Origin of the sequence: Streptomyces anulatus, from assembly GCF_000721175.1 — a bacterium.
Taxonomy (GTDB): domain Bacteria; phylum Actinomycetota; class Actinomycetes; order Streptomycetales; family Streptomycetaceae; genus Streptomyces; species Streptomyces anulatus_C.
Genome location: NZ_JOEZ01000005.1, coordinates 175,441 through 197,425 on the forward strand (window position 1 = coordinate 175,441; position 21,985 = coordinate 197,425).

18 protein-coding genes are annotated in these 21,985 nt (G+C 73.4%); 10 read left to right on the top strand and 8 right to left on the bottom strand.

The annotated features are described in order from the left end of the window. Positions 1–295: 295 nt before the first annotated feature. Both IG90_RS0107340 and IG90_RS0107345 read left to right on the top strand, forming a co-directional pair. Entirely contained in the window at positions 296–889 is a 594-nt protein-coding gene (locus IG90_RS0107340) for a sigma-70 family RNA polymerase sigma factor (RefSeq protein WP_030579334.1), read from the top strand. Continuing rightward, on the top strand, positions 886–2,253 hold the full coding sequence (locus tag IG90_RS0107345; RefSeq protein ID WP_030579337.1) for a zf-HC2 domain-containing protein: 1,368 nt from the start codon (positions 886–888) through the stop codon (positions 2,251–2,253). The genes IG90_RS0107340 and IG90_RS0107345 overlap by 4 nt, the downstream gene beginning before the upstream one ends. Positions 2,254–2,445: 192 nt before the next feature. On the opposite strand, the gene purU is transcribed toward IG90_RS0107345, so the two are convergent. Continuing rightward, complete coding sequence (gene purU / locus IG90_RS0107350; protein ID WP_030579340.1) at positions 2,446–3,348, bottom strand: formyltetrahydrofolate deformylase; 903 nt, start codon at positions 3,346–3,348, stop codon at positions 2,446–2,448. Positions 3,349–3,376: 28 nt separating this feature from the next. Continuing rightward, the gene (locus IG90_RS0107355; protein WP_030579343.1) at positions 3,377–3,823 is read right to left on the bottom strand and encodes an SCO4402 family protein; all 447 of its coding nucleotides are present in this window, start codon (positions 3,821–3,823) and stop codon (positions 3,377–3,379) included. Between the two features lie 174 nt (positions 3,824–3,997). Between IG90_RS0107355 and IG90_RS0107360 the strand changes: the two genes are divergently transcribed. Further along, positions 3,998–5,269, top strand: a complete 1,272-nt coding sequence (locus IG90_RS0107360) for an ABC transporter substrate-binding protein (protein WP_030579347.1) — start codon at positions 3,998–4,000, stop codon at positions 5,267–5,269. A 113-nt stretch (positions 5,270–5,382) separates the two neighbouring features. Here the strand turns inward: IG90_RS0107360 and IG90_RS43350 are convergent, their stop codons facing one another. Next, positions 5,383–6,942, bottom strand: coding sequence for a hypothetical protein (locus IG90_RS43350; RefSeq protein ID WP_030579350.1), 1,560 nt, complete (start codon positions 6,940–6,942; stop codon positions 5,383–5,385). Positions 6,943–7,130: 188 nt separating this feature from the next. Further along, positions 7,131–8,513 (bottom strand): NsdA family TPR-like regulatory protein, encoded by a 1,383-nt coding sequence (locus tag IG90_RS0107370; protein ID WP_030579353.1) that lies wholly within the window; start codon positions 8,511–8,513, stop codon positions 7,131–7,133. A 290-nt stretch (positions 8,514–8,803) separates the two neighbouring features. Between IG90_RS0107370 and IG90_RS0107375 the strand changes: the two genes are divergently transcribed. The 3 genes from IG90_RS0107375 (at position 8,804) to IG90_RS0107385 (ending at position 12,026) form a co-directional block, all read left to right on the top strand. Then, on the top strand, positions 8,804–9,490 hold the full coding sequence (locus IG90_RS0107375) for a bifunctional DNA primase/polymerase (RefSeq protein WP_030579355.1): 687 nt from the start codon (positions 8,804–8,806) through the stop codon (positions 9,488–9,490). Positions 9,491–9,564: 74 nt separating this feature from the next. Further along, on the top strand, positions 9,565–10,392 hold the full coding sequence (locus tag IG90_RS0107380) for an ABC transporter ATP-binding protein (protein WP_030579357.1): 828 nt from the start codon (positions 9,565–9,567) through the stop codon (positions 10,390–10,392). Beyond that, positions 10,389–12,026, top strand: a complete 1,638-nt coding sequence (locus IG90_RS0107385; protein WP_030579360.1) for a hypothetical protein — start codon at positions 10,389–10,391, stop codon at positions 12,024–12,026. Before IG90_RS0107380 ends, IG90_RS0107385 begins: the two co-directional genes overlap by 4 nt. A 92-nt stretch (positions 12,027–12,118) precedes the next feature. Here IG90_RS0107385 and IG90_RS0107390 read toward each other — a convergent pair whose 3' ends face one another. After that, positions 12,119–13,012 (bottom strand): alpha/beta fold hydrolase, encoded by an 894-nt coding sequence (locus IG90_RS0107390; protein ID WP_030579363.1) that lies wholly within the window; start codon positions 13,010–13,012, stop codon positions 12,119–12,121. Positions 13,013–13,635: 623 nt separating this feature from the next. Beyond that, positions 13,636–14,328 (bottom strand): iron-dependent transcriptional repressor DtxR, encoded by a 693-nt coding sequence (locus IG90_RS0107395; protein WP_030579366.1) that lies wholly within the window; start codon positions 14,326–14,328, stop codon positions 13,636–13,638. Positions 14,329–14,572: 244 nt separating this feature from the next. Here IG90_RS0107395 and IG90_RS0107400 point away from each other — a divergent pair, with 244 nt between their 5' ends. Next, positions 14,573–15,328 carry an SIS domain-containing protein gene (locus tag IG90_RS0107400; RefSeq protein WP_030579370.1) on the top strand — a complete coding sequence of 252 codons (756 nt, stop codon included), beginning with the start codon at positions 14,573–14,575 and terminating at the stop codon, positions 15,326–15,328. 407 nt (positions 15,329–15,735) lie between these two features. Here the strand turns inward: IG90_RS0107400 and IG90_RS0107405 are convergent, their stop codons facing one another. Beyond that, the gene (locus IG90_RS0107405; RefSeq protein ID WP_030579373.1) at positions 15,736–17,160 is read right to left on the bottom strand and encodes a PAS domain-containing protein; all 1,425 of its coding nucleotides are present in this window, start codon (positions 17,158–17,160) and stop codon (positions 15,736–15,738) included. 367 nt (positions 17,161–17,527) lie between these two features. On the opposite strand from IG90_RS0107405, the gene IG90_RS0107410 reads away from it, so the two are divergent. Next, positions 17,528–18,892 carry a phytase gene (locus IG90_RS0107410; protein WP_030579376.1) on the top strand — a complete coding sequence of 455 codons (1,365 nt, stop codon included), beginning with the start codon at positions 17,528–17,530 and terminating at the stop codon, positions 18,890–18,892. A gap of 271 nt (positions 18,893–19,163) precedes the next feature. On the opposite strand, the gene pdxH is transcribed toward IG90_RS0107410, so the two are convergent. Next, positions 19,164–19,808 carry a pyridoxamine 5'-phosphate oxidase gene (pdxH, locus tag IG90_RS0107415; protein ID WP_030579379.1) on the bottom strand — a complete coding sequence of 215 codons (645 nt, stop codon included), beginning with the start codon at positions 19,806–19,808 and terminating at the stop codon, positions 19,164–19,166. A 398-nt stretch (positions 19,809–20,206) separates the two neighbouring features. Between pdxH and IG90_RS0107425 the strand changes: the two genes are divergently transcribed. Next, positions 20,207–21,310: a citrate synthase 2 gene (locus IG90_RS0107425; protein WP_030579381.1), complete on the top strand. Its 1,104-nt coding sequence runs from the start codon at positions 20,207–20,209 to the stop codon at positions 21,308–21,310. Positions 21,311–21,403: 93 nt separating this feature from the next. After that, positions 21,404–21,958 carry a VOC family protein gene (locus IG90_RS0107430; protein ID WP_030579386.1) on the top strand — a complete coding sequence of 185 codons (555 nt, stop codon included), beginning with the start codon at positions 21,404–21,406 and terminating at the stop codon, positions 21,956–21,958. Positions 21,959–21,985 lie beyond the last annotated feature (27 nt).

Genomic DNA, 21,985 nt, shown 5'->3' on the forward strand with positions numbered 1-21,985 from the left:
CCGGAAGTTTCCGTTCCTCCACGCGGCTGCCCCACCGCACCCCCATGAAACACCGACGCGCCCACCGAGGCCCAGGAGGTTTCCGGTGGAAAGACGCACTTCGGCCTGTTTTTGCTGATCAGAGCGGCCGGGAAGGCAAACGGGCCGAAAATCGACTACCGTCGTCGGCCACGCGCCGCGGGAAGGGAGTTGCCGCAAAGGCGGGTGCGCCGCACGCCGGGCGGACTACATTCGGTCCTCACGGGCACAGGGTGCATCACGGAGCTGGGCGACAGGGCCGGGGGCTGGGGGGTTCATGGCGAAGGACACGGCACCCCGCTGGGACCGCAGGATGCAGCAGAGGCTGGCCCGCGGCGAGGCGGCGGCGCTCGGCGAGCTCTACGACCGGTTCGCGGCCCTCGTCCACAGCCAGGCGCACCGGATGCTCGACGACGAGGACGCCGCCGACCTGGTGACCCGCGAGGTCTTCGCCCAGGTCTGGGAGGACCCCGAGGCCTACGACCCGAGGCAGGGCTCGATGCGTTCCTGGGTCGCCCACCTCACCCACCGCCGGTCCGTCCAGGGGCTGCGCCGCGCCGCGGCCCGCGCGTACGAGGCGGAGCACGGCGAGGGCGCGGTGCCCGACCCGGAGGAGCTGGAGCGGCGGGTGCGCAGCGCCACGGCCGCCGCCCGCGCCGACTACATCGCCTCCTCGATGCCCGTACCGCTGCGGCAGGCCCTGGAGCTGGCGTACGTCCAGCGCCGGGACTACCGGCAGACCGCCGCCGATCTCGGGGTCACCGAGGACGAGGCGCGCCGCCGGCTGCGGCTGGGGCTGCAGTTGCTCTCCACGGCGAACGTCCGCCCGCTCGAAGGGTCGTCGCCGCCCGGTTACGGACGGGTCCGGTGAGCGGCGACGGACGCGAGAGCGAGGGTGGCGAGGAGGAGGTGCGCGGCGCTCGCCGGATACCGGGCCCGCGCGGGGCCGCGGACGACCTGGACCTTGAGTCGATGGCACTGCCCGCGCTGCCGCCGCCCGGCGGGGCCGCCGCCGACGAGCCCGTGCCGGAACAGTCGCGGTCCGCGGCGGGCGACGCGCCGGAAGCACCCGAGGCACCGGAGACCCCCGAGCCGGCGGCCCACGGTGACCCGGAGCCGCTCACGACCTCCCCGGTCCTCCCCCACCGGGTCCTCAAGGCTCTGCTCGGCGCCTGGGCGCTGTCCGCCTGCTCGGCCGAGGAGACCGCCGCCGTGGAGGACCACCTCACCGAGTGCGCCCCGTGCGCGGACGAGGCGCTGCGGCTGCGGGACGCGGTGGGGCTGCTGCACACCGACGGCTCCCTGGACCTCGACCCGAAGCTGCGGTCACGGGTGATGGACGGCTGCCTGAGCCGCCGCCCGGCCCGGATCCCGGTGCCGGAGTGGGCCGCCCCGTACGACGCCGAGACCGCCCGGCTCGACGCGCTGCTCCGCGACATCGGGAACGCCGAGTGGCACGCGCCGGTGCGCCTGCGGTGGTTCGAGGCGGAGCGCGAGGTCAGCCGCAGGACCACGGTCGCCGGCGTGATCAACCATCTGACCGCGGTCGACGGGCTGCTGTCCGCCGCGCTCGGCCTCGACGACCCGCTCGGCTACGGCGAGGCGCCGCTGGACCCCACCGAGCGCACCGAGTCGTACTGGTCGTCGACGGTTCCGCCGCCCACCCGGGCCGTCCGCGAGCCCTGGCGGGCCCAGAGCCACGAGCTGATCCGTACGGCGTCCTTCGCCGGGCGGAACGTCGCCGAGGCCTCCGTCTCCTACGGGACCTTCGCCCTGCCGCTCCAGGACGCCCTGCTGGACCGGGCCTTCGAGTGCTGGGTGCACGGCGGGGACATCGCGGAGGCCGTCGACTACCCCTACCCCTCGCCGTCGGCGGCCCATCTGCACAAGATGATCGACCTGGCGGCCCGGATGCTTCCGGCCGCCCTCGCGGGACGCCGTGGCGCCGGACTGGCCGGACCGGCGAAGGACCTGGTCACGGCCGGGGCGCCGGGCCGCTCGCTCCATCTGGAGATCGAGGGCCATGGCGGGGGCGACTGGTACATCGCCCTGGACTCGCCGGCCGCCGTCGGCTCGCCCGAGCGCGCGGTGGCACAGGTGGCCCTGGACGGGGTCGAGTTCTGCCGGCTCGTCGCGGGCCGCATCTCGCCGGTGGAAGCGGCGGGGGGCCAGGAGGGCGACCGCGAGGCCATCCGCGACGTACTGTTCGCGACGGCCTCGCTCAGCCGGCTCTGACGCCGGGCCCGACGGTCAGGGCGTGTTTCGAAAGTAGCGCCGTCCGCCCGGAGGGCGGGCTCGGCGGCGTCTGGTGCGTGCGATCGCAAGGCGGAGGGCCGCCCCGATACTGGATGTACCGGGGCGATCCCGACAACGCGGCGAGCGTGCGTGCCGGACGTCGCCGAGCAGGCGGGACTTTCGAAACACGCCCTAGGCGAAGATCACCGTACGGCGGCCGTTGAGCAGGATGCGCCGCTCCGCGTGCCACTTCACCGCGCGCGCCAGCGCCTGGCACTCCACGTCCCGGCCGATGGCGACGAGCTGATCGGGCGTCACGTCGTGGCCGACGCGCTCGACCTCCTGCTCGATGATCGGGCCCTCGTCGAGGTCGGCGGTGACGTAGTGCGCGGTCGCGCCGATCAGCTTCACACCCCGCGCGTGCGCCTGGTGGTAGGGCTTGGCGCCCTTGAAGCTCGGCAGGAAGGAGTGGTGGATGTTGATGATCCGGCCGCTCAGCTGCTTGCACAGGTCGTCGGAGAGGACCTGCATGTAGCGGGCCAGGACGACCAGCTCGACGTCCTCCTCGCGGACCAGCTCCAGCAGCTGCGCCTCGGCCTCCGGCTTGTTGTCCTTCGTCACCGGCAGGTGCCGGAAGGGGATGCCGTACGAGGCGGTGAGCTCGGCGAAGTCCGTGTGGTTGGAGACGACGGCCGCGATCTCGACCGGCAGCGCGCCGGTACGGGAGCGGAACAGCAGGTCGTTGAGGCAGTGGCCGAACTTGCTGACCATCAGCACGATCCGCATGCGCTCCGCGGACCGGTGGATCTGCCACTCCATCCGGAAGGCCTCCCCGATCGCGGCGAAACTGGCGCGCAGCTTGTCCACCGTCACGGTGGCGTCCGCCGAGAAGTGGACGCGCATGAAGAACAGGCCCGTGTCGTGGTCCCCGAACTGCTGACTGTCCTCGATGTTGCAGCCGGTCATGAAGAGGTAGCTCGACACGGCGTGCACGATGCCCTGTTTGTCGGGGCAGGAGAGCGTGAGGACGTACTGCTCGGTCGCGGCGGCGTCCGAGGCGGCGGAGGGGGCGGTGGCGGGCTGCGGCGCGGTCATCCCCGTAGCGTGCCACACCCGCCGCCCGCTAGGCGGCCCTGGTCATGATGCGGATGACGTCCAGCGAGCGGGGCGGTATGTCCGGATCCTCCGCGTCGTTGGTGGCGAGCATCACATGGGCCTCGCGGGCCGCCTGGACGGCCTCGGGCCAGCCGTGGTGCTCCAGATAGGCGGAGACGGGGGCGTCCGCGCCGACCTGGTGCATGATCCGCAGCACCCGCAGGGCGGCGGCGTCCACGGCAGCGGCCTCGGCGGAGTCCCTGAACATGGTGCCGACGTACTTCTCGGCGGACCAGTTGTCGAGCCAGGTGTCCTCGACCAGGCGGTACACGGCGTCGGTGACGTCCCCGTACCCCTCCCGGCCGGCGAGCCAGCACTCGTGGTGGAAGACGGGGTCGGAGAGCATGTGCAGCGCCGAGCGCACGTTGGTGCGCCAACGCCACCACGGCATGTCAGTGAGCGGCATGCCGCCCATGGTGGAGGAGCGACGGCCGCGACGGGAAGAGTTCTCCGAACCTTGCTGCACGGTGCTCGATCGTACGTTCCTTCACCGCACCTCCGCACGGGCCCCCGTAATTCACCGGGCCGTCACCGTGCGTTGAGAACGGCACACCGCGCCGTTACCCGGCGCCCGGAAGTGTCCTGGTCCATGACCGGACGGCGACGCCCCACCTTTCCCCGCCCCTTCCCGGGCGTCATCAGCGCGGCGGCGGCGGGGGCGATGCTGCTGTCCGGCTGCGGGGTGCTCCCTGGGGCCTCGGGGGGATCCAGGGAGCCCGTCACCGTGATGACCTGGGCGCCCGACCGGTCCGAGGACATCAACGCGGTGAAGATGGCCGGGGTGCCCGCGATGGCCGAGACGTACGCCCGCTGGGTCAACGACACCGGCGGCATCGACGGGCGCGAGCTGCGGGTGATCGTCTGCGACGAGGCCGACACCGCGATCGGCGCCGAGCGGTGCGCGCGGGAGGCCGTCGACAAGGACGTGGCCGCCGTCGTCGGTTCGTACAGCCGCCACGGGCAGAGCTTCATGCCCGCGCTGGAGGCGGGCGGCGTCCCGTACATCGGCGGTTACGGCGCCTCCACCGAGGAGTTCAGCAGCTACCTCTCGTACCCCGTCAACGGCGGCCAGCCGGCGCTGCTGGCCGGTCACGGGCGGCAGTTGGGCGGCAGCTGCGAGCGGGTCTCACTGGTGCGCCCCGACTCGATCGGCGGCGACGGCATGCCGCCGCTCCTGAACAACGGGCTGCTGGCCGCCGACCGGCCCGCCTCCACCGACATCCTCGCCCCCGAGGACGCCACGTCCTACGACGACCAGGCCGCGAAGGCCCTGGAGCGGTCCGCGGGCAGCTGTGTGACCGCGGTGCTCGGCGCCCGTACGGAGACGTTCTTCGACTCCTTCCGCCGCCTGGAGCCGGACGGCGAGCGGGTCAGGATCTCCTCCGTGCTGGGCAGTGTCAGCCAGCCGCTCATCGACCGTACGGGCGGCCGGAACAGCCCCTTCGAGGGCGCCTACGTCACCGGCTGGTACCCGGACGTGAGGAACGCGCGCTGGAAGGAGATGCGCGAGGTGATCGGGAAGTACGCCTTCGGGGACAGCCGCATCGACCCGGACGACACCGCCGTGCAGACGACGTGGATCGCGTACACGGCGCTGCGGGCAGCGGTCCGGGCGGTCGGCGACGAGGACGTCACGTCGGGGCGGGTCGTGGCCGCCCTCAACCGGGGCGTCGAGGTCGACACCGGCGGCCTGACCCCGACGCTCCGCTGGCGCTTCAGGGACCTGGTCGGCACGTTGGGCTACCCGCGCATCGTCAACACGAAGGTGACGTTCCAGGTGGTCCGCGAGGGCCGCCTCACCGCCCAGAAGAAGGGCTTCGTGGACGTCTCGGAAGCCCTGACGGACGCCCCGCGCCGCTAAGGGCTGTCCCGCAGGGCCTGCCGCTTGGATCAGGCCGGGTCAGCGAGCCCCGCTCGCTGACCCGGCCTGATCCGGACCAAGGGCGCGGGCGCGTCCGCCGGTCCGGGCCCGGCTCAGAGCTCGACGTAGGTGTGCTCGGTCAGGCCGTACTTCACCGCGATCGCGTTCCACAGCTCGGACGCCTCGCGCTTGGCCTCGGTGGCCACCCCGCTCTGCTGGTTGGCCTTGGCCGTCTCGTTCGTCGACCGGGCCTGACCGCCCTTGCAGACGGACTTGTTCTTCTTGGCCTGCCGCGCCCAGGTGGCGTAGTGCTCGTCGGCAGCGGCCGAGGCCTTCCACGCGCGGTTCAGCGAGGCGGTCAGCTCCTCGTTCCGCGGGAGCTTGTCCACGGTCAGTCCTTCGAGCCGGGTCACCAGGTCACGGCGCTGCTGGGCGGCGCCCTTGAGGTCGGTGTTCGCCTGGTCCAGTTCCTTGCAGGACTTGATCTTCTCGACCGCGCTGATCACCGCGGCCCGGCTGTCGTTGCTGTCGGCCAGCAATTCGTCCAGCGCCTCGGCCTGCGGCTTCGCCGGGTCGGGCGCGGCCTTGGTGGTGGGCTCGGCGACCGGTGAGCTCTGCGCGGCGACCGGCTGCTTGTCGTCCTCGCCGGAATCGTCGCCGAGGCTCCACAGCGCGCCCGCGCCGAGACCGATGACGGCGCAGGCGACGACGACCGCGGCGATCAGCGGAACGTGCGCGGACCGCCGGCGCGGAGCCTCGTCGCCCTGCCACGGGGGCGGCGCGTCCTGCTCCGCACGGCCCTGGAGTCCCTGGAGGCCGGACTGGTGGCCCCCCGGGTCCTGCGGCGGCAACTGGCCGCCCTGGGGCTGCTGCTGGGACTGGTAGCCCTGCTGCTGGTACGGGGCCGGGGGCTGCTGCCCCGCGTCGAACTGCGGCATCTGCTGCGTGGCGCCCGCCGGTTCCTCCGTACGGAACAGGTTGTCGAACTCCGCGGGCGGCTGCCGGTCCCCCGGCGCACCCGGCCTGATCCCGTACGGGGCCCCTCCGGGCACCGGGGGTATGTACTGGGTCGCGTCGGCGTCCCCGCCGCCCGGCGCGGGCCCCACGGGGCCGGGGCCGCCCGGGACGGGCGCGATGAACTGCGTGGCGTCCGCGTCACCGCCGGGAGCGCCCTGAGCACCGGGAGCGCCATGACCGCCCGGCCCGGCCTCCGGCGGCAGCGGCTGCGCGTACGGCTGGTGCTGTTGCTCGTGCTGCTGGGGCTGATGCTGCTGCTGGGGGTACTGCTGCTGGTACCCACCGGGCTGCTGGGACTGCTGCTGCGGCGGCTGCTGGTAGGAGCCGGGCTGCCCCTGGGACTGCTGGTACACCCCGGGCTGCTGGTACGCCTCCGGGCCCGGCGGCTGCTGCGCGGGCGGCAGGGGCTGCGCCGGCGGGTAGCCGTAGTGCCCCTGCGCCTGCTGGTCCGGCTCCGGCTGCGCGCCCGGCGGCCCCCAGAGCTGCCCCCACGGCTGACCACCGGCGGGCGCCCCCTGCTCGCCCTGTCCGGCCTCGGGCGCCCCCGGGGTCCAGGGGGCGCCGCCGTCGGCGGGCAGTACGACACCCTCGTGCGCGGGTCGTGCGGCGGGGAGCTGTTGCTCGCCGCTCTGTCCGCCCTGTCCGCTCTGCGTCACCGGGACTCCTACGTGTGAACCTACGGAATCGTCGGCTCACGCTATCGGGTGGTCACCCGCCTCCGCCAAGCGCGTGGTGCCCCTCACGACCCCTTCACAGGGCGGGTAACATCCCGGGTCCCCGCGACGCTGTTAACGACCGGACCGCACCGGACGCGGCCCCGGACCGCGTCGACGGCCACGTGCCCTCACGCCGCCTGGAGCTCCAGCCGTTCGCCGAACTCCCGCACCGCGGGCTCCTCTCCGTAGGGCGTGAGCCGTTGCTGGAGGTCGTCGAGGTATTCGGCGCCCCGGCTGGAGCGCACCGTCGACAGCAGCTCCATCGCCCGGGTCCCCGTGTGGCACGCCCGCTCCACCTCGCGCTGCTGCACCTGGGCCGAGGCCAGCAGCACCAGCGCGATGCCCCGGCGCCGGGCCCGGGTCTCCGGCAGCGCGGCCAGCGCCTCCTTGGCCCGACGGGCGGCCTCGTGCGCCTGCCCCAGGTCCCGGTGGCAGTGGGCCAGTTCGTCCGCGAGGTAGCCCGCGTCGAAGTGCGCGATCCAGACCGGGTCGTCGCCGGTGTCCGGGTCGGCCTGCTCCAGCGCGGCGACCGCCCGCCCCGCCACCGTGTGGCAGGTCCGGGCGTCCCCGAGCAGCGCGTGCCCCCGGGCCTCCGCCGCGTAGAACATCGCCTGGGCGCGGGGGGTGACCTGCCCCCGGGCCCCTTCCTGGGCGGCGCGGGCCAGTTGGGCGATCTCGCGGGGGTTGCCGAGCTGGGCGGCGAGATGGCTCATCGACGCGGCGAGCACATAGCCGCCGTACGCCCGGTCGCCCGCCGCCTGCGCGAGCCGCAGCGCCTGGATGTAGTAGCGCTGGGCGAGTCCGGGCTGGCCGGTGTCGACCGCCATGTAGCCGCCGAGCTCGGTGAGCCGGGCCACCGCGCCGAACAGCCGGCGCCCCACCTGTTCGCGGTACGCCCCCGAAAGCAGCCCGGAGACCACGCTGTTGAGGTAGTGCACGAGCACCGGCCGCACATGGCCGCTGCCGAAGCGGTGGTCGAGGTCGGTCAGCGCGGCGGTCATCGCCCGCACCGCCTCGACGTCGGACATCCCGACCCGGGCCCCGGCCCCCCGCTCGACCTGGGCGTCCGGCCCCGAGATCAGCCAGTCCCGGCTGGGCTCGACGAGCGCGGATGCGGCGACCGCCGACCCGGTGAGCAGATCGCGGCGGCCCACGTCGCTGCGCCACAGCTCGCAGACCTGCTCGATGGCCCCGGCGGCGGTCGGAGCGTACTGGAGGCCGACGCCGGAGGCCAGGTTCTTGCCGCTGGCCATGCCGATCTCGTCGATCGTGACCGTACGGCCGAGCTTGCGGCCCAGCGCCTCGGCGATGATGCCCGGGGCCCGGCCCCGGGGCTGCTGTCCGCGCAGCCAACGGGCCACGGAGGTCTTGTCGTAGCGCAGATCGAGCCCCCGCTCGGCCCCGACCATGTTCACGCGGCGGGCGAGGCCCGCGTTGGAACAGGCGGCTTCCTGGATGAGTGTCTGGAGCCGTTCGTTGGGCTGGCGGGCTACGAGAGGCCTTGCAGCCATATGTCCCCCTGAAGCATCGGTTATGTGCAGTGATCGGTGGAAGGGATCACTGCCCGGCACATACACAAGAAATGCGCATATTCCATCGGCATTCGGTACGGACGTGGCGCGTTGCACCGTCGCGGGGGTCCGAGCGCGGTCCCGGGCGGCGGTCCTGGAGGTGGTTACCCGCCCTTCGCTGCGACGCCTCACGCGCGCCCCCGCTCGTGCACCGATGCGCCCCGCGTGCGGGATCGATGCGCCGGGCCCCGGTTCAGGGGAGGCCGTAACCCCTGGTGACGGCGGGAGTTGTGCTGGGCGTGGAAGAGCCCATCGGAGTCACGGAAGCCGCACAGGTCCCTCAGCAGCGGGGCGAGCACCTGCTCGCCGCCGCGGTGCGGTATGCGGAAGAGCGTCACTGGGACGTGTTCCCCGGCACCTGGCTGGAGGCGGTGGGCGGCAAGGAACGGTGTTCGTGCGGCGACGCCGACTGCCCCCTGCCCGGGGCCCATGCGGACCGGCCCGGCTGGGCGGGCCGGGCGACCGGCAGCGGGGCGGCGGCCCGGCGCATGTGGAGCAGGCAGCCCCGTGCCTCGGTGCTGCTGCCGACCGGGCGGACGTTCGACGCGCTGGAGGTGCCGGAGGCCGCGGGCTTCCTGGCGCTGGCCCGGATGGAGCGGATGGACCTGACGCTGGGCCCGGTCACCCGCACGCCCGACCGCCGGATGCTGTTCCTCGTGCTGCCGGGGGCCGCCGCCAAGACCGCAGAGCTGGTGCGCGCGCTGGGCTGGAACGCCGGGGCGATCGACCTGACCGGCCGGGGCGAGGGCCACTACATCGCCGCCCCGCCCACCCGGGTGGGCGCCCGGGGGGCCGTGCAGTGGGCCCGCAGGCCCACCCACACCAACCGCTGGCTGCCCGATGTGGACGAGCTGATCAGCCCGCTGGCGTACGCCTGCGCCCGTGAGGCGGCCGACGCCCGCGCCCAAACCTCGTAGGACGCCGGAGGCCCTTCCCGGGGCGCCTTTCGTAGGGTGGTCCCCACCACGTGGGGATATCGAAAGGCTGTGCCATGCCGGACCGGACAGATACGCGTAAGGAAACGGTCGCGGCGACGGGTGGTGCCCACGAGGCACGGCCCGCCGTCCGCGTACAGGGGCTGTGGAAGCGGTTCGGGGAGCAGGTCGCCGTCGCGGGGATCGATCTGGAGCTGCCGGCGGGGAAGTTCATCGGTCTGGTGGGGCCCAACGGGGCGGGCAAGACGACGACGCTCTCGATGGTCACCGGGCTGCTGCGGCCCGACATGGGGAAGATCGAGGTCGCGGGCCACGACGTGTGGACGGACCCGGTCGAGGTGAAGTCCCGGATCGGCGTCCTGCCGGAGGGGCTGCGGCTCTTCGAGCGGCTCTCGGGACGTGAACTGCTGGCGTACAACGGCCGGTTGCGCGGCCTGCCGGGCGCCGAGGTCGACAAGCGGGCCACCCAGCTGCTGGACGTGCTGGATCTCGCGGGCGCGCAGCACAAGCTGGTCGTCGACTACTCCACCGGTATGCGGAAGAAGATCGGGCTCGCGGCGGCCCTGCTCCACAACCCCGAAGTGCTTTTCCTGGACGAGCCGTTCGAGGGCGTCGACCCGGTCTCGGCGCAGATCATCCGGGGCGTGCTGGAGCGCTACACCCGGTCCGGGGCGACCGTGGTCTTCTCCAGCCATGTGATGGAGCTGGTCGAGTCGCTGTGCGACTGGGTCGCCGTGATGGCGGCGGGCCGGATCAAGGCGCAGGGCACGCTGGCCGAGGTGCGCGGCGACGCCCCCTCGCTGCAGAGCGCCTTCCTCGAACTGGTCGGCGCGAGCGGCCGGGACACCGGCGACTCCCTCGACTGGCTGGGCGGCGCCCGATGAGCGTGCTGGACACCCCGGTCTCGGCGGCCGCCCCGGCGGCGCCGACGACGGGCCTGATCCCGGTCTTCGTCACACTCAAGCTGACGCTGCTGCGCAACGGGCTGCGGCAGTCGTCCGGACGCAGGGCGGCGTTCATCGCCTCCTTGGTCTTCACCCTGCTGCTCGCCGCGGGCCAGGTGCTCGGTCTGGTGCTGCTGCGCGGCAACGAGCACGCGGACACCGTCGTGGTGCTGCTCACGGGGATCGTGGCGCTCGGCTGGGCGGTGCTGCCGCTGTTCTTCCCCAGCGGTGACGACACCCTCGACCCGACCCGGCTGGTGATGCTGCCGTTGCGGCCCGAGCCACTGATCCGGGCCCTGTTGGTGTCCTCGATGATCGGCATCGGACCGCTGTTCACCCTGTGCCTGGTGGTCGGCTCGGTCCTGGCGCTCGCGCACGGAGCGGCGGGCGTGGTGTTCGCGGTGCTCGCGGTCCCGCTGACGATGCTGCTGTGCGTGGCGCTGTCCCGGGCGGTGGCCACGGCCAACGTACGGCTGCTGAACTCCCGCAAGGGCCGCGACCTCGCGGTGCTCAGCGGGCTGGTGATCGCGGTGGGCATCCAGTTCGTCAACTTCGGCGCGCAGCGGCTCGGCCAGGCCGGCGGGCTCTCCGCGCTGGACCCGGCGGCGGGCGTGGTGCGCTGGCTGCCCGGCGCCTCCGCCGTGGGGGCGGTGGAGACGGCCTCGGACGGTGCGTACGGGGTCGCCGTCCTCCAGGTGCTGATCACGGTGGCGGCCCTGGTGGCGCTGATGTGGATGTGGCAGCGGAGCCTGGTGAGGCTGATGACCTCGCCGGACGGTTCGACCCTGGCTGCGGCGGAGCCGGCCCGTGAGGAGTCCGGGCGGGGCGGCCTGGCGGCGCTGCTGCCGGAGGGCCGTACGGCGACGGTGATGCAGCGCGGGCTGCGGTACGTGGCACGGGACCCGAAGACCAAGGCGGCCTGGGTGACGGCGCTGGCGGTGGGGGCGATCATGCCGCTGCTCAACGCCGTCCAGGGCACCGGCTCGGTCTACTTCGCGTGCTTCGCCGCCGGGATGCTCGGCATGCTGATGTACAACCAGTTCGGCCAGGACACCTCGGCCTTCTGGATGGTGGCGCTGACGATCTCCACGCCCCGGGACGCGTATGTCGAGCTGCGGGCGCGGGCGCTGGTCCTGCTGCTGCTCACGGTGCCGTTCACGCTGGTCGTGTGTGTGGTGACGGCGGCGATGATCGGGGACTGGCGGTCGCTGCCGGGGGCACTGGGCCTGTCCTTCGCGCTGCTGAGCTCGATGGTGGCGACGGGGGCGGTGGCCTCGGCGCTGTTCCCGTACTCGATTCCGCAGGAGGGCGCGTTCAAGAACGTGGTGCCGGGGCAGGGCGGTCTGGCCTGGATCTCGATCCTCGGCGGCATGGTGGCCGTAGCGCTGCTCTCGGCGCCGGTGATCGTGCCGACCATCTGGATGCACCTCACGGACCACCACGACGCGCTGTGGCTCATGGTGCCGGGCGGGCTCGTGTACGGGGCGCTCATCGGGTGGGCGGGGCTGCGGTTCGCCGCGGTGCGCACGGCGAACCGGCTGCCGGAGATCCTGGCGGCGGTCAGCAAGGGCTAAGCCACCGCCGACGCCTTCGGCTACGGCTACGGCTACGGCTACGGCTACGGCTACGGCTACGGCTACGGCTACGGCTACGGCTACGGCTACGGCTACGGCGAAACCGGTTCGCGGTCGTCGCGGTTGTCCTCGGCGAGCTGTTCCAGGAACGGTTCCACCGCGGCCCGCCAGCCCTCCGGCTGGTCGTAGTGGACGAGGTGGCCCGCGTCCGCCACTTCCGCGTACTGCCCGCGCGGAAGGACGCGGACCATCTCCTGGGCCTCGGCGCGGCCCAGCTCCCCGTCGAGGCCGCGCAGCACCAGCGCGGGGCACCGGACCTGGGCCAGCTCCTCCCAGTGGGCGTCGAAGACCCACGTGGCGCGGGAGCGGAGCATCTGGCGGCGGGAGAAGACGGGGCGCCAGCCGTCCTCGCTCTCGGCCATCACCTCGGCGTAGAAGTCCCCGCGCGAGGGGTTCGGCCGCTCGACCCAGGGGTCGTCCTCGCCGAACCACTTCCGTACGTCGGCGAGGGTGGCGAAGGGCAGCGGCCAGGAGTCGAACCAGTCGCTCCACTCACGCTGGGAGGCCGCCCCGAGGGCGGAGGCCCGCATGTCGCAGACGACGAGGGCGCGGACGAGGTCGGGGCGCTTGGCGGCGAGCTGCCAGCCGGTGAGCGCTCCCATGGCGTGGCCGACGACGGTGACGGGACCGAGCCCGAGCTGCTCGATCGCGGCCTCGGCGTCGGAGACGTAGGCGTCGCGGGTGTACGGGCCGTCGGCGGGCTTGTCACTGCGGCCGTGGCCCCGCTGGTCGAGGCCGACCGCACGGTGCCGTTCGGCGAGCCAGCGGGCGGTCGGGGCCCAGTGCGAGGCCCGGCCCATCAGCCCGTGCAGCAGTAAGACCCCGGGAGCGCCGTCCGCTTCCGCGCGCCCCTTGGGCGGGTCGGCGAACTCCCATGCCGCGAGGCGTACGCCGTCGGTTCCGGTCACGTCGATGCGCCGCACCATAGTTCTGGCACCCCCTTCTGGTCCTCGATCACCGTGTGGTCGCACCCCGCCAGGCTATCGAACTCTTATTCGAAAACGGCCTCCGCCACCCAAGACCCCACGTTCGAGTGACACCCGTCAAGGATTGACGTCGGCCGGCCTGGGGAGATCTTCAACGGGAGGCGGGCCGCTCGGGGACAGGGGCCCGCGGGGGCTGACCTTGAGAGCTCGGGGCTCCGGGTCAGCACAGGGGAGGAACGGCCCCGGCGTCTTCGGACGCCGGGGCCGCCCCCTGTCCGGGGACGGCTCTCGGGACGGCCCTCGGCCGCCCCGACAACGATGGCAGGCGGCGGCGCGAACCGCCCCGCACCGGCCGGGACCAGGGCGTTGCGAAGTGCGACGGGCACCGTGCGGTGCGTGTGGTGGTACGACGGGCGCATCCCCTGCTCCCTCCCCGACCGTGCCGGCCGACACCCTCAGGTCCTCTGCCCGGCTTCAGCCTGGCATGTGACGCGTCCGGCCGCTGCCATTCCGGACGGAAATCGGAAAGCGCACATCACGGTTGTGTTGCCGTGACCGACAACCGGGCAGACCGGCGCGTCGACGCCGGGCGACGAACACGTCGGCGCCGGACGGCCTTCGGCTCAGCGCTTGGCGACGAAGACGTGCGAGGCGACCTCGGAGTTGAGTTCGGCCGCCTCCCCGCTGGAGCCGACCAGCACCCCGCCGGGCGACTCGGTCACGCTGACGACGGACCCGGGCTGCACCCCGGCCCTGCGCAGCGTGTACATCAGCTGGGCGTCGGTCTGGATCGGCTCCCCGATCCTCCGCACCACCACGGTCTTGCCCTCGGAGCCCGGGTCCAGGTCGGCCAGGCTCACCATGGAGTCGTCCAGGAACGGGTCGGCCTCGGCCTTCTCGCCCAGCTCCTCCAGGCCCGGGATGGGATTCCCGTACGGCGACTCCGTCGGGTGGCGCAGCAGCTCCAGCACCCGCCGCTCCACCGCCTCGCTCATCACGTGCTCCCAGCGGCAGGCCTCGGCGTGGACCTGCTCCCACTCCAGGCCGATCACATCCACGAGCAGACACTCGGCGAGCCGGTGCTTGCGCATGACGCGGGTGGCGAGGCGGCGGCCCTCCTCGGTCAGCTCCAGGTGGCGGTCCCCCGCGACCTGGACCAGTCCGTCGCGCTCCATGCGGGCCACCGTCTGACTGACGGTCGGACCGCTCTGGTCCAGCCGTTCGGCGATGCGGGCGCGCATGGGGACCACGCCTTCCTCTTCCAGTTCGAGGATGGTGCGGAGATACATCTCCGTGGTGTCGATCAGTCCGGACATACGTGCCCCTCGATGCTGTGACTAGAAAACGTCGTGCGATGGCCCTGCACCAATTCTGACCCATAGTGCCGACAACCGTGCCGCCCCGGCGGAAGACCGGTGGAAGTGCGTACGCACGGGGTCGCAGGGCGCTATTGACAGGCCAGTGGTCCAGACCGCAACGTGATCGGCGGCACGGGCGTTCCCGCCTGCCCGACGCCCCTTCGCACCACCCTCCCGTCCCCCGCCGAAAGGGCTCTCCCCGATGAGCGACAGCAAGCTGGCCGGTCAGTTCCTCGATGCGGCGATCGGCCTGCTGACGCGGGTGCGGGACGAGGAGGCGGACAGCATCGCCGCCGCCGGCGCGGCCGTCGCGGACACCGTCGAATCGGGCGGCCGGCTCTTCGCCTTCGGTGCGGGCCACTCCTCGCTGGCCGCCCAGGACGTCGTCTACCGCGCGGGCGGCCTCGCGCTGATGAACCTGCTCACCGTGCCCGGCGCGGTCGGCGTGGACGTCATGCCCGCCACGCTCGGCTCGGCGCTGGAGCGGGTGGACGGGCTCGCCTCGGCCGTCCTGGACTCCAGCCCCGCCACCGCCGGGGACCTCCTGGTGATCGTCTCGCTCTCCGGGCGCAACGCCCTGCCGGTCGAGATGGCGCAGAACGCCCGCGCCCTCGGGCTGAAGGTCATCGGCGTCACCTCGGTCGCGTACGCGGAGAACACCCGCTCCCGGCACGCCTCGGGCGGCTTCCTGCGGGACCACTGCGACATCGTCCTCGACAGCAAGATCGCGATCGGGGACGCGGAGCTGACGGTCCCCGGCGTCGATGCCCCCTTCGCCCCCGCCTCGACCGTGGTGACCAGCGCGATCATGCAGGCGATGCTGGCGGCCGCCGTCGAGCGGCTGGTGGCCCGGGGCGTCGAGCCGCCGATGCTGCGCTCGGGAAACGTCGACGGCGGCCACGAGTGGAACGGCCGGGTCATGACGGAGTACCGGGAGCGGATCTTCTACCGCCACTGAGCCACGCGCCGCACTGTTGTGGACGGGGGCCCGCTGTTGTGGACGGGTCCGCACCGTCGTGGGCCGGGTCTCACCGTCGTGGACAGGCCGGCGGCGTGACCCGGGCCGTCAGCCCGGGTTGGCGGGAGCCGGCACCACACCGGGCGACACCCCGCCGGCCGGCACCTCTTCGGCTGAGGCCTTTCCTTCGGATCATGCCGGGCTCGCGGGCCCGGCATGATCCGAACGAGAGACCCCAGGCCCTGGTCCGACGATTCCCGTCTGCCTCACGACGCCCTGCACGCACTCGCGCCGCACCGACCCCGGACCCGAGTGCGTCCAGTAGGAGGGCCTGGGGCCGGCACGCCGAGAGCACCTGCCGCCGCGCGGCCGCCCTGCCGGCGACGACGGGAATAGCCAGACACGCCCTAACGGCCCGCCGTCACCTGGGCCAGGTCGACCGCCCCCGCGACCCGGGCCGCGACCGTCTCCGCGTACGCCGTGTCCGGGCGTTCGAAGGCGGCCCGGTTCGCCGCGCGGAGGAACGTCAGCACGCCCAGCGTCCGGCCCCGGCTGCGGAGCACCGCGCAGAGCGCGTGCGCCGCGTCCGGGGGCCAGCGGCGGTCCGTGGCCCAGGCCGCCGCCGCCCCCGCGTCGTCGGCGCCCGCGCTCGTACGGACGGTGCCGGTGCGCTCGACGGACCGGAGGGCCGGGTGGCCGGGATCGTAGCGGGCCGGGATGGAGCCCCCCGCGACCGGCAGACACGGGCCGGGCGCGTCGAAGGGTGTGGCGGCCGTACGTACCAGGCGCTCGCCCGCCACCAGGTCGACCAGGACGTGGTCGGCGAACCCGGCGAGCGCGAAGTCCAGCAGGGAGGTCGCCGCCTCCATCGGGTCCTCGCACTCGGAGGCCGTACGGGCGGCCCGGTGCAGCTGGCTCGTCCGGAACCGCAACCGGTCGGCCTCCTGCTCCGCGAGCTTGGCGGCGGTGACGTCCCGGAACAGCCAGCCCACGCCGAGCGGGACCGGTTCCTCCGTCAGCGGCGAGGCCAGCCGCAGGAATCCGCTGCGCCAGCAGCGGCGGCGCTCGCCCTTGGCCGTCCGCAGGGTCACCCACAGCTCTGCCGGGGCGCTCGGGGCGCCTTCGGCGAGCACATGGTGCAGGGCCGCCTCCAGCTCCTCGACGCCCTGGGTCACCAGCTCGCCCAGCGGGCGGCCGAGGAGCGTGGTGCGGCCACCGCCGAGCGCGCGGGAGGCGCAGGCGTTGACGACCGTCGGGCGCAGGTCGACGTCGACGAGGACCACGCCCCAGGACGCGTCCTCCAGCAGCGCCTCGCTCAGCGCGATGGCCCGCTCCAGGTCGATCTGGGCGTGCACCTCGCTGAACGCGCAGTAGACCCCTGCCGGTTTCCCGTCCGCGCCGCGCACCCCGGCGGACTGGGTCCGCACCAGCACCCGGCCGCCGTCCTTGCGCAGCAGCGCGAACTCGTGCACCTGCCGTCCCGGCGCGTCCATGGCGGACATCAGCCGCGCCCGCACCTCGTCGGCGTCGGCCCGGCGCACCGCCCAGCCCGCGAAGCCGGCCCGGCCCACGGCCTCCCGCGCCGACCAGCCGAGGATGCGTTCGGCCTCGCGGTTCCAGTGGGTGACCGTGCCTTCGGCGTCGAAGGCACAGAGCGCCGCGTCCATGCCGTCGAGCAGCGCCGCCAGCAGCTCGGACCCGTCGGGCGCACCGGGGATCCCGTCCTCGCCGGCTGGGGGCCCGGGGTTCGCGGAGCGCCCCGGCGACCCGCCGCCGGAATCCTCGTCCGGTCCGAGCTCGTCGGTGGTCCCGCTGCTCCTGGAAGCACCCACTCCGCACCCCCCGCAGAACGTGTCGGCTGTTCTCCCACGCTTCGCCGCGTGTATTGCTGCACGTCAGACCATTCAACTCGAACGTGACTGAGCACACATCAACTTCACCGAAATCATTTGTCCCGCCGGCGGATTCCTGGCGGCTTCCCGATGGTTTCGCGCCACGCGCCGCGAACGCGCCGGGGCCCACCGAGCCCGCCGGTGCGGGGAGTTCACCGGCGGCACGGCCTTACGTGGCGACGACGTCATACGGAGTCCACCGCGCGCACCCAGCCTTGGGGCGCCCTCGTCCGCCTCGGCCCCGGCCGCTCGCGGCCCCTCTCCTCCGGCCTCCGGCCTTCGTCCTTCGACCGCAAGGAGCCCTTCCGTGACGCCCTTCCGCACCGCACGTCCGGCGGCCGCGACCGCCGTGGCCGTCTGCGCCGCGCTCGCGACGCTCACCGCCGCGGCCCCCGCCCCCGCATCCGTGGCCCCCGCCCGGCAGGACGCCCCCCGGCCGCTCCCCGCCGTCACCCCGCGCGCCGAGACCGCCACGCTGTACGACGACGAGCAGGGCGGCAACGCCAACGCGGACGACCCCGCGATCTGGCGCAACCCCGCCGACCCGGACCGCAGCCTGGTGATCGCCACCGCCAAGGAGGGCGGGCTGCGGGTCTACGACCTGGACGCCCGCCTCGTACAGTCGCTGCCCGCCCCCGCCGCGCCCGGCCCCGACCACGCCCCGGGCCGCTTCAACAACGTCGACCTGGTGCACGGCCTGCGCCTGCCCTCGGGACGGGCGCCGGGCCGGGCGACGGACCTCGCCGTCACCTCCGACCGGGGCCACGACCGCCTGCGCATCCACCGCATCGACCCGTCCCGCCCCGGCGGTCCGCTGACGGACGTCACCGACCCGGCCGCGCCCCGGGTGTTCTCCGCCGGGCAGGACGAGGTCGACGAGCAGGCGACGGCGTACGGTCTGGCCACCTGGACGGACCGCCGCAGCGGCCGTTCGTACGCGCTGGCCAGCCGGCGCGACCGCACGTCGATCGCGCTGCTGGAGCTGCTGCCGACCCGGTCCGGCACCGTCACCTACCGCAAGGTCCGGAGCCTCGACCTGCCCTCCGCGTTCCGGCTGCCCGACGGCACGGCCTGGACGCCCTGCGGCGAACCGGGCGAGCTGCCCCAGGTGGAGGGGATGGTGGTCGACCCGGCCGACGGCGCTCTCTACGCCGGCCAGGAGGACGTGGGCATCTGGCGGATGCCCGCCGACCTGCGGGGGAAGCCGGTGCTGGTCGACAAGGTCCGCGAGTACGGCGTGCCGGGGACGTACGACGAGGAGAGCGAGGAGTGCGCCCCCGGCACGGACCCGGGCTTCGGCGGCACCCGCATCTCGGCCGACGTGGAGGGGCTGACCCTGCTCCCCGAGCGGAACGGCGGCCGGTACCTGCTGGCCTCCAGCCAGGGCGACGACACCTTCGCCGCGTACGCCCTCCGGTCCGGGCGAGGTGCCAGGGCCGGGTACGCGGGCGGCTTCCGCGTCACGGCTGCCTCGGCGACGCTGGACGGCTCCGAGTTCTGCGACGGCGCGGCGGTGCTGAACGAACCGCTCGGCAGCCGGTACCCGGGAGGCCTGCTCGTCGTCCAGGACGGCAACGCCACCCCGGCGCAGGAGGGACGGGAGGCCACCGGCTTCAAGTTCGTGGACCTGCGGAAGGTCCGGGGCGCGCTGGGCCTCACCCGTACCGAATAAAGGGGTTGAACCGCGATCCGGGACGCTCCTAGGCTGTGGGCAGCGAAGAAAGGAGGTGTTCCGGAAGTGATTTCTTCTCGGACTCGTGAGGTGACTGCGGGCTGACGCCCGTCGTCGCGCTCTTTGCAGTGCAATGGCCGGACGCCGGCCAATCCCGAGCAGTCACCGACCCGCAGGCTCGCCGGTAAGTCCGGCCGGCTCCTCTGTGCACGGAGGAACCAGAGCCTGCGGGTTTCTGCGTCTGCCCGGCGACGCGGATGACGATCGGGATCTACGGGCAGAGCCGCTCCACCCGCCACCCGCCCAACGCCCCTTCGTCCTCGCCCTCCCTGACGTACCGCAGCCGGTCGTGCAGCCGGTTCGCGTGCCCCTGCCAGAACTCGATCGTCTCGGGCACCACCCGGAAGCCGCCCCAGTGCGGCGGGGCCGGGACCTTCTCGCCTTCCGGATAGCGCGTGGCCAGCTCCTCGTACCGCGTGATCAGCTCCTCGCGGGAGCCGACGACGGTGGACTGGTCGCTGGCCCACGCGCCGAGCTGGGAGCCGTGCGGGCGGGTGCGGAAGTAGCCGACGGTCTCCTCGCGGGAGGTGCGGGAGGCGGTGCCGGTGACGATGACCTGCCGGGCCATCGGGTGCCAGGGGAAGAGCAGCGAGACGTGACTGTTGGCGGCCAGCTCGCGGCCCTTGCGGGAGTCGTAGTTCGTGAAGAAGACGAAGCCCCGGTCGTCGTACTGCTTGAGCAGCACGGTGCGCGAGGACGGGCGGCCGTCCGGGGTGGCGGTGGAGACGATCATCGCGTTGGGCTCGTGCAGCACCCCGCCGGCGGCGACCTGGCGGAACCAGCGGGCGAACTGGTCCATCGGGTCGGGGCTGAGGTCACGCTCGGTGAAGTCCTCCGAGCGGTACTGCTCGCGCATGGCCGCCGGATCGGTGGTGGAATCGGTACGGGAGGACCCTGCGGAGTCACGGGAGGTCCCGGCGGAAGGAGCCTGATGGGCGGCATGATCCGGTGCGGGCACAGCGTGATCCGGAGTCGGCACGGAGTGATCTGGTGTGGGCACGGGTCCATCCTGCCGCAGCGGCCGAGTGTGCCCGGCGGGGAGGGCCCGTAACCACGGGCCGTCGAAAGGGGCCCTGTGCCGGATGTCACGCTTCCCCGTTCCGTGGGTACCCGCCAATATCTTGGGGCAGGCCACTGTGGTCCTCGTACAGCGCGGCGTTCCCGCACCTGCTCCACGTACGTACGCCACGTACGCCACGGCAGCCGACCACAGCACCGCCCGCCCGCCGCCCGCCGAACTGAGGGAGCCGCCTGATGTCCGACTTCGTACCCGGTCTTGAGGGAGTCGTCGCGTTCGAAACGGAGATCGCCGAACCGGACAAGGAAGGCGGTTCGCTCCGTTATCGAGGGGTCGACATCGAGGACCTCGTCGGCCATGTCTCGTTCGGGAACGTGTGGGGTCTGCTGGTGGACGGGGCGTTCAACCCCGGGCTGCCGCCGGCCGAGCCGTTCCCGATCCCCGTGCACTCCGGTGACATCCGGGTCGACGTGCAGTCGGCGCTGGCGATGCTGGCGCCCGTCTGGGGCCTGAAACCGCTGCTGGACATCGACGAGGCGACCGCCAGGGACGACCTGGCACGGGCGGCCGTGATGGCGCTGTCGTACGTCGCCCAGTCGGCGCGCGGCCAGGGGCGGCCGATGGTGCCGCAGAGCGAGATCGACAAGGCGCAGTCGGTGGTGGAGCGGTTCATGATCCGCTGGCGCGGCGAGCCGGACCCGAAGCACGTCAAGGCGGTCGACGCTTACTGGACGTCGGCGGCCGAGCACGGCATGAACGCCTCCACGTTCACCGCCCGGGTCATCGCCTCGACCGGGGCGGACGTCGCTGCGGCCCTGTCCGGCGCGGTGGGCGCGATGTCGGGCCCGCTGCACGGCGGCGCCCCGTCCCGGGTCCTCGGCATGATCGAGGAGATCGAGCGCACGGGCGACGCGACCGCGTACGTGAAGCAGGCCCTGGACCGGGGCGAGCGGCTGATGGGTTTCGGCCACCGCGTCTACCGCGCCGAGGACCCGCGCGCCCGTGTCCTGCGCCGCACGGCCCGCGAGCTGGCCGCGCCGCGCTTCGAGGTGGCGGAGGCGCTGGAGAAGGCCGCGCTGGAGGAGTTGCACGCGCGGCGTCCGGACCGTGTCCTGGCGACGAACGTGGAGTTCTGGGCGGCGATCGTCCTGGACTTCGCGGAGGTCCCGGCGCACATGTTCACGTCGATGTTCACGTGCGCCCGGACGGCGGGCTGGTCGGCGCACATCCTGGAGCAGAAGCGCACGGGCCGCCTGGTGCGCCCGTCGGCGACGTACATCGGCCCGGGGACGCGCGACCCGCGCGAGATCGGCGGGTACGAGGACATCGTCGCGGGCTGAGGCGGGGGCGCGGGGTGAGCCGGGCGCGGGGGCTGGTGAAGGCGCCGGCCCAGGGTATGAGTACCGGCACAGCTCCGCCCCGAGGAGGCAACCGTGACCACCACCCCACGACCGCCGCGACCGTCCCTGACCCTGTCCTGCACGGTGCTCGACGCCCCGGACGCGGCGGAGCTGGCGGACTTCTACCGCCGTCTCCTGGGATGGGGGACCGTGCAGGAGGAGCCGGGCTGGGTGCGGCTCGCCCCACCCGGCGGGGGTTCCGGTCTGGGCTTCCAGACGGAGGAGGCGTACGTGCCCCCGGTCTGGCCCGCCCCCTCCGCCTCCCCCGGCGACCAGCTGATGATGCTGCACCTGGACTTCGAGGTGACGGACATGGAGGCGGGCGTGGCCCACGCGGTGGCGGAGGGCGCGACACCCGCGGAGTTCCAGCCCCAGGACGACGTACGGGTGCTCCTCGACCCGGTGGGCCACCCGTTCTGCCTGGTCATGAGCGGTAAGGTCCCGGGTCACCCTCCGGCGGTCAGCCCCGGGTGGGTGGCGGAGCAGACCCGCGACCTCAGGGCGCGGGACCGGGTGACGGCGGCGGAGGCGATGGAGCCGGACAGGCGGGAGGCGGCGGGTACGGCGGAGCCGGAGGGGGCGCCGTAGCGGTCCGGGGCGGGGCCGGCGGCCCCG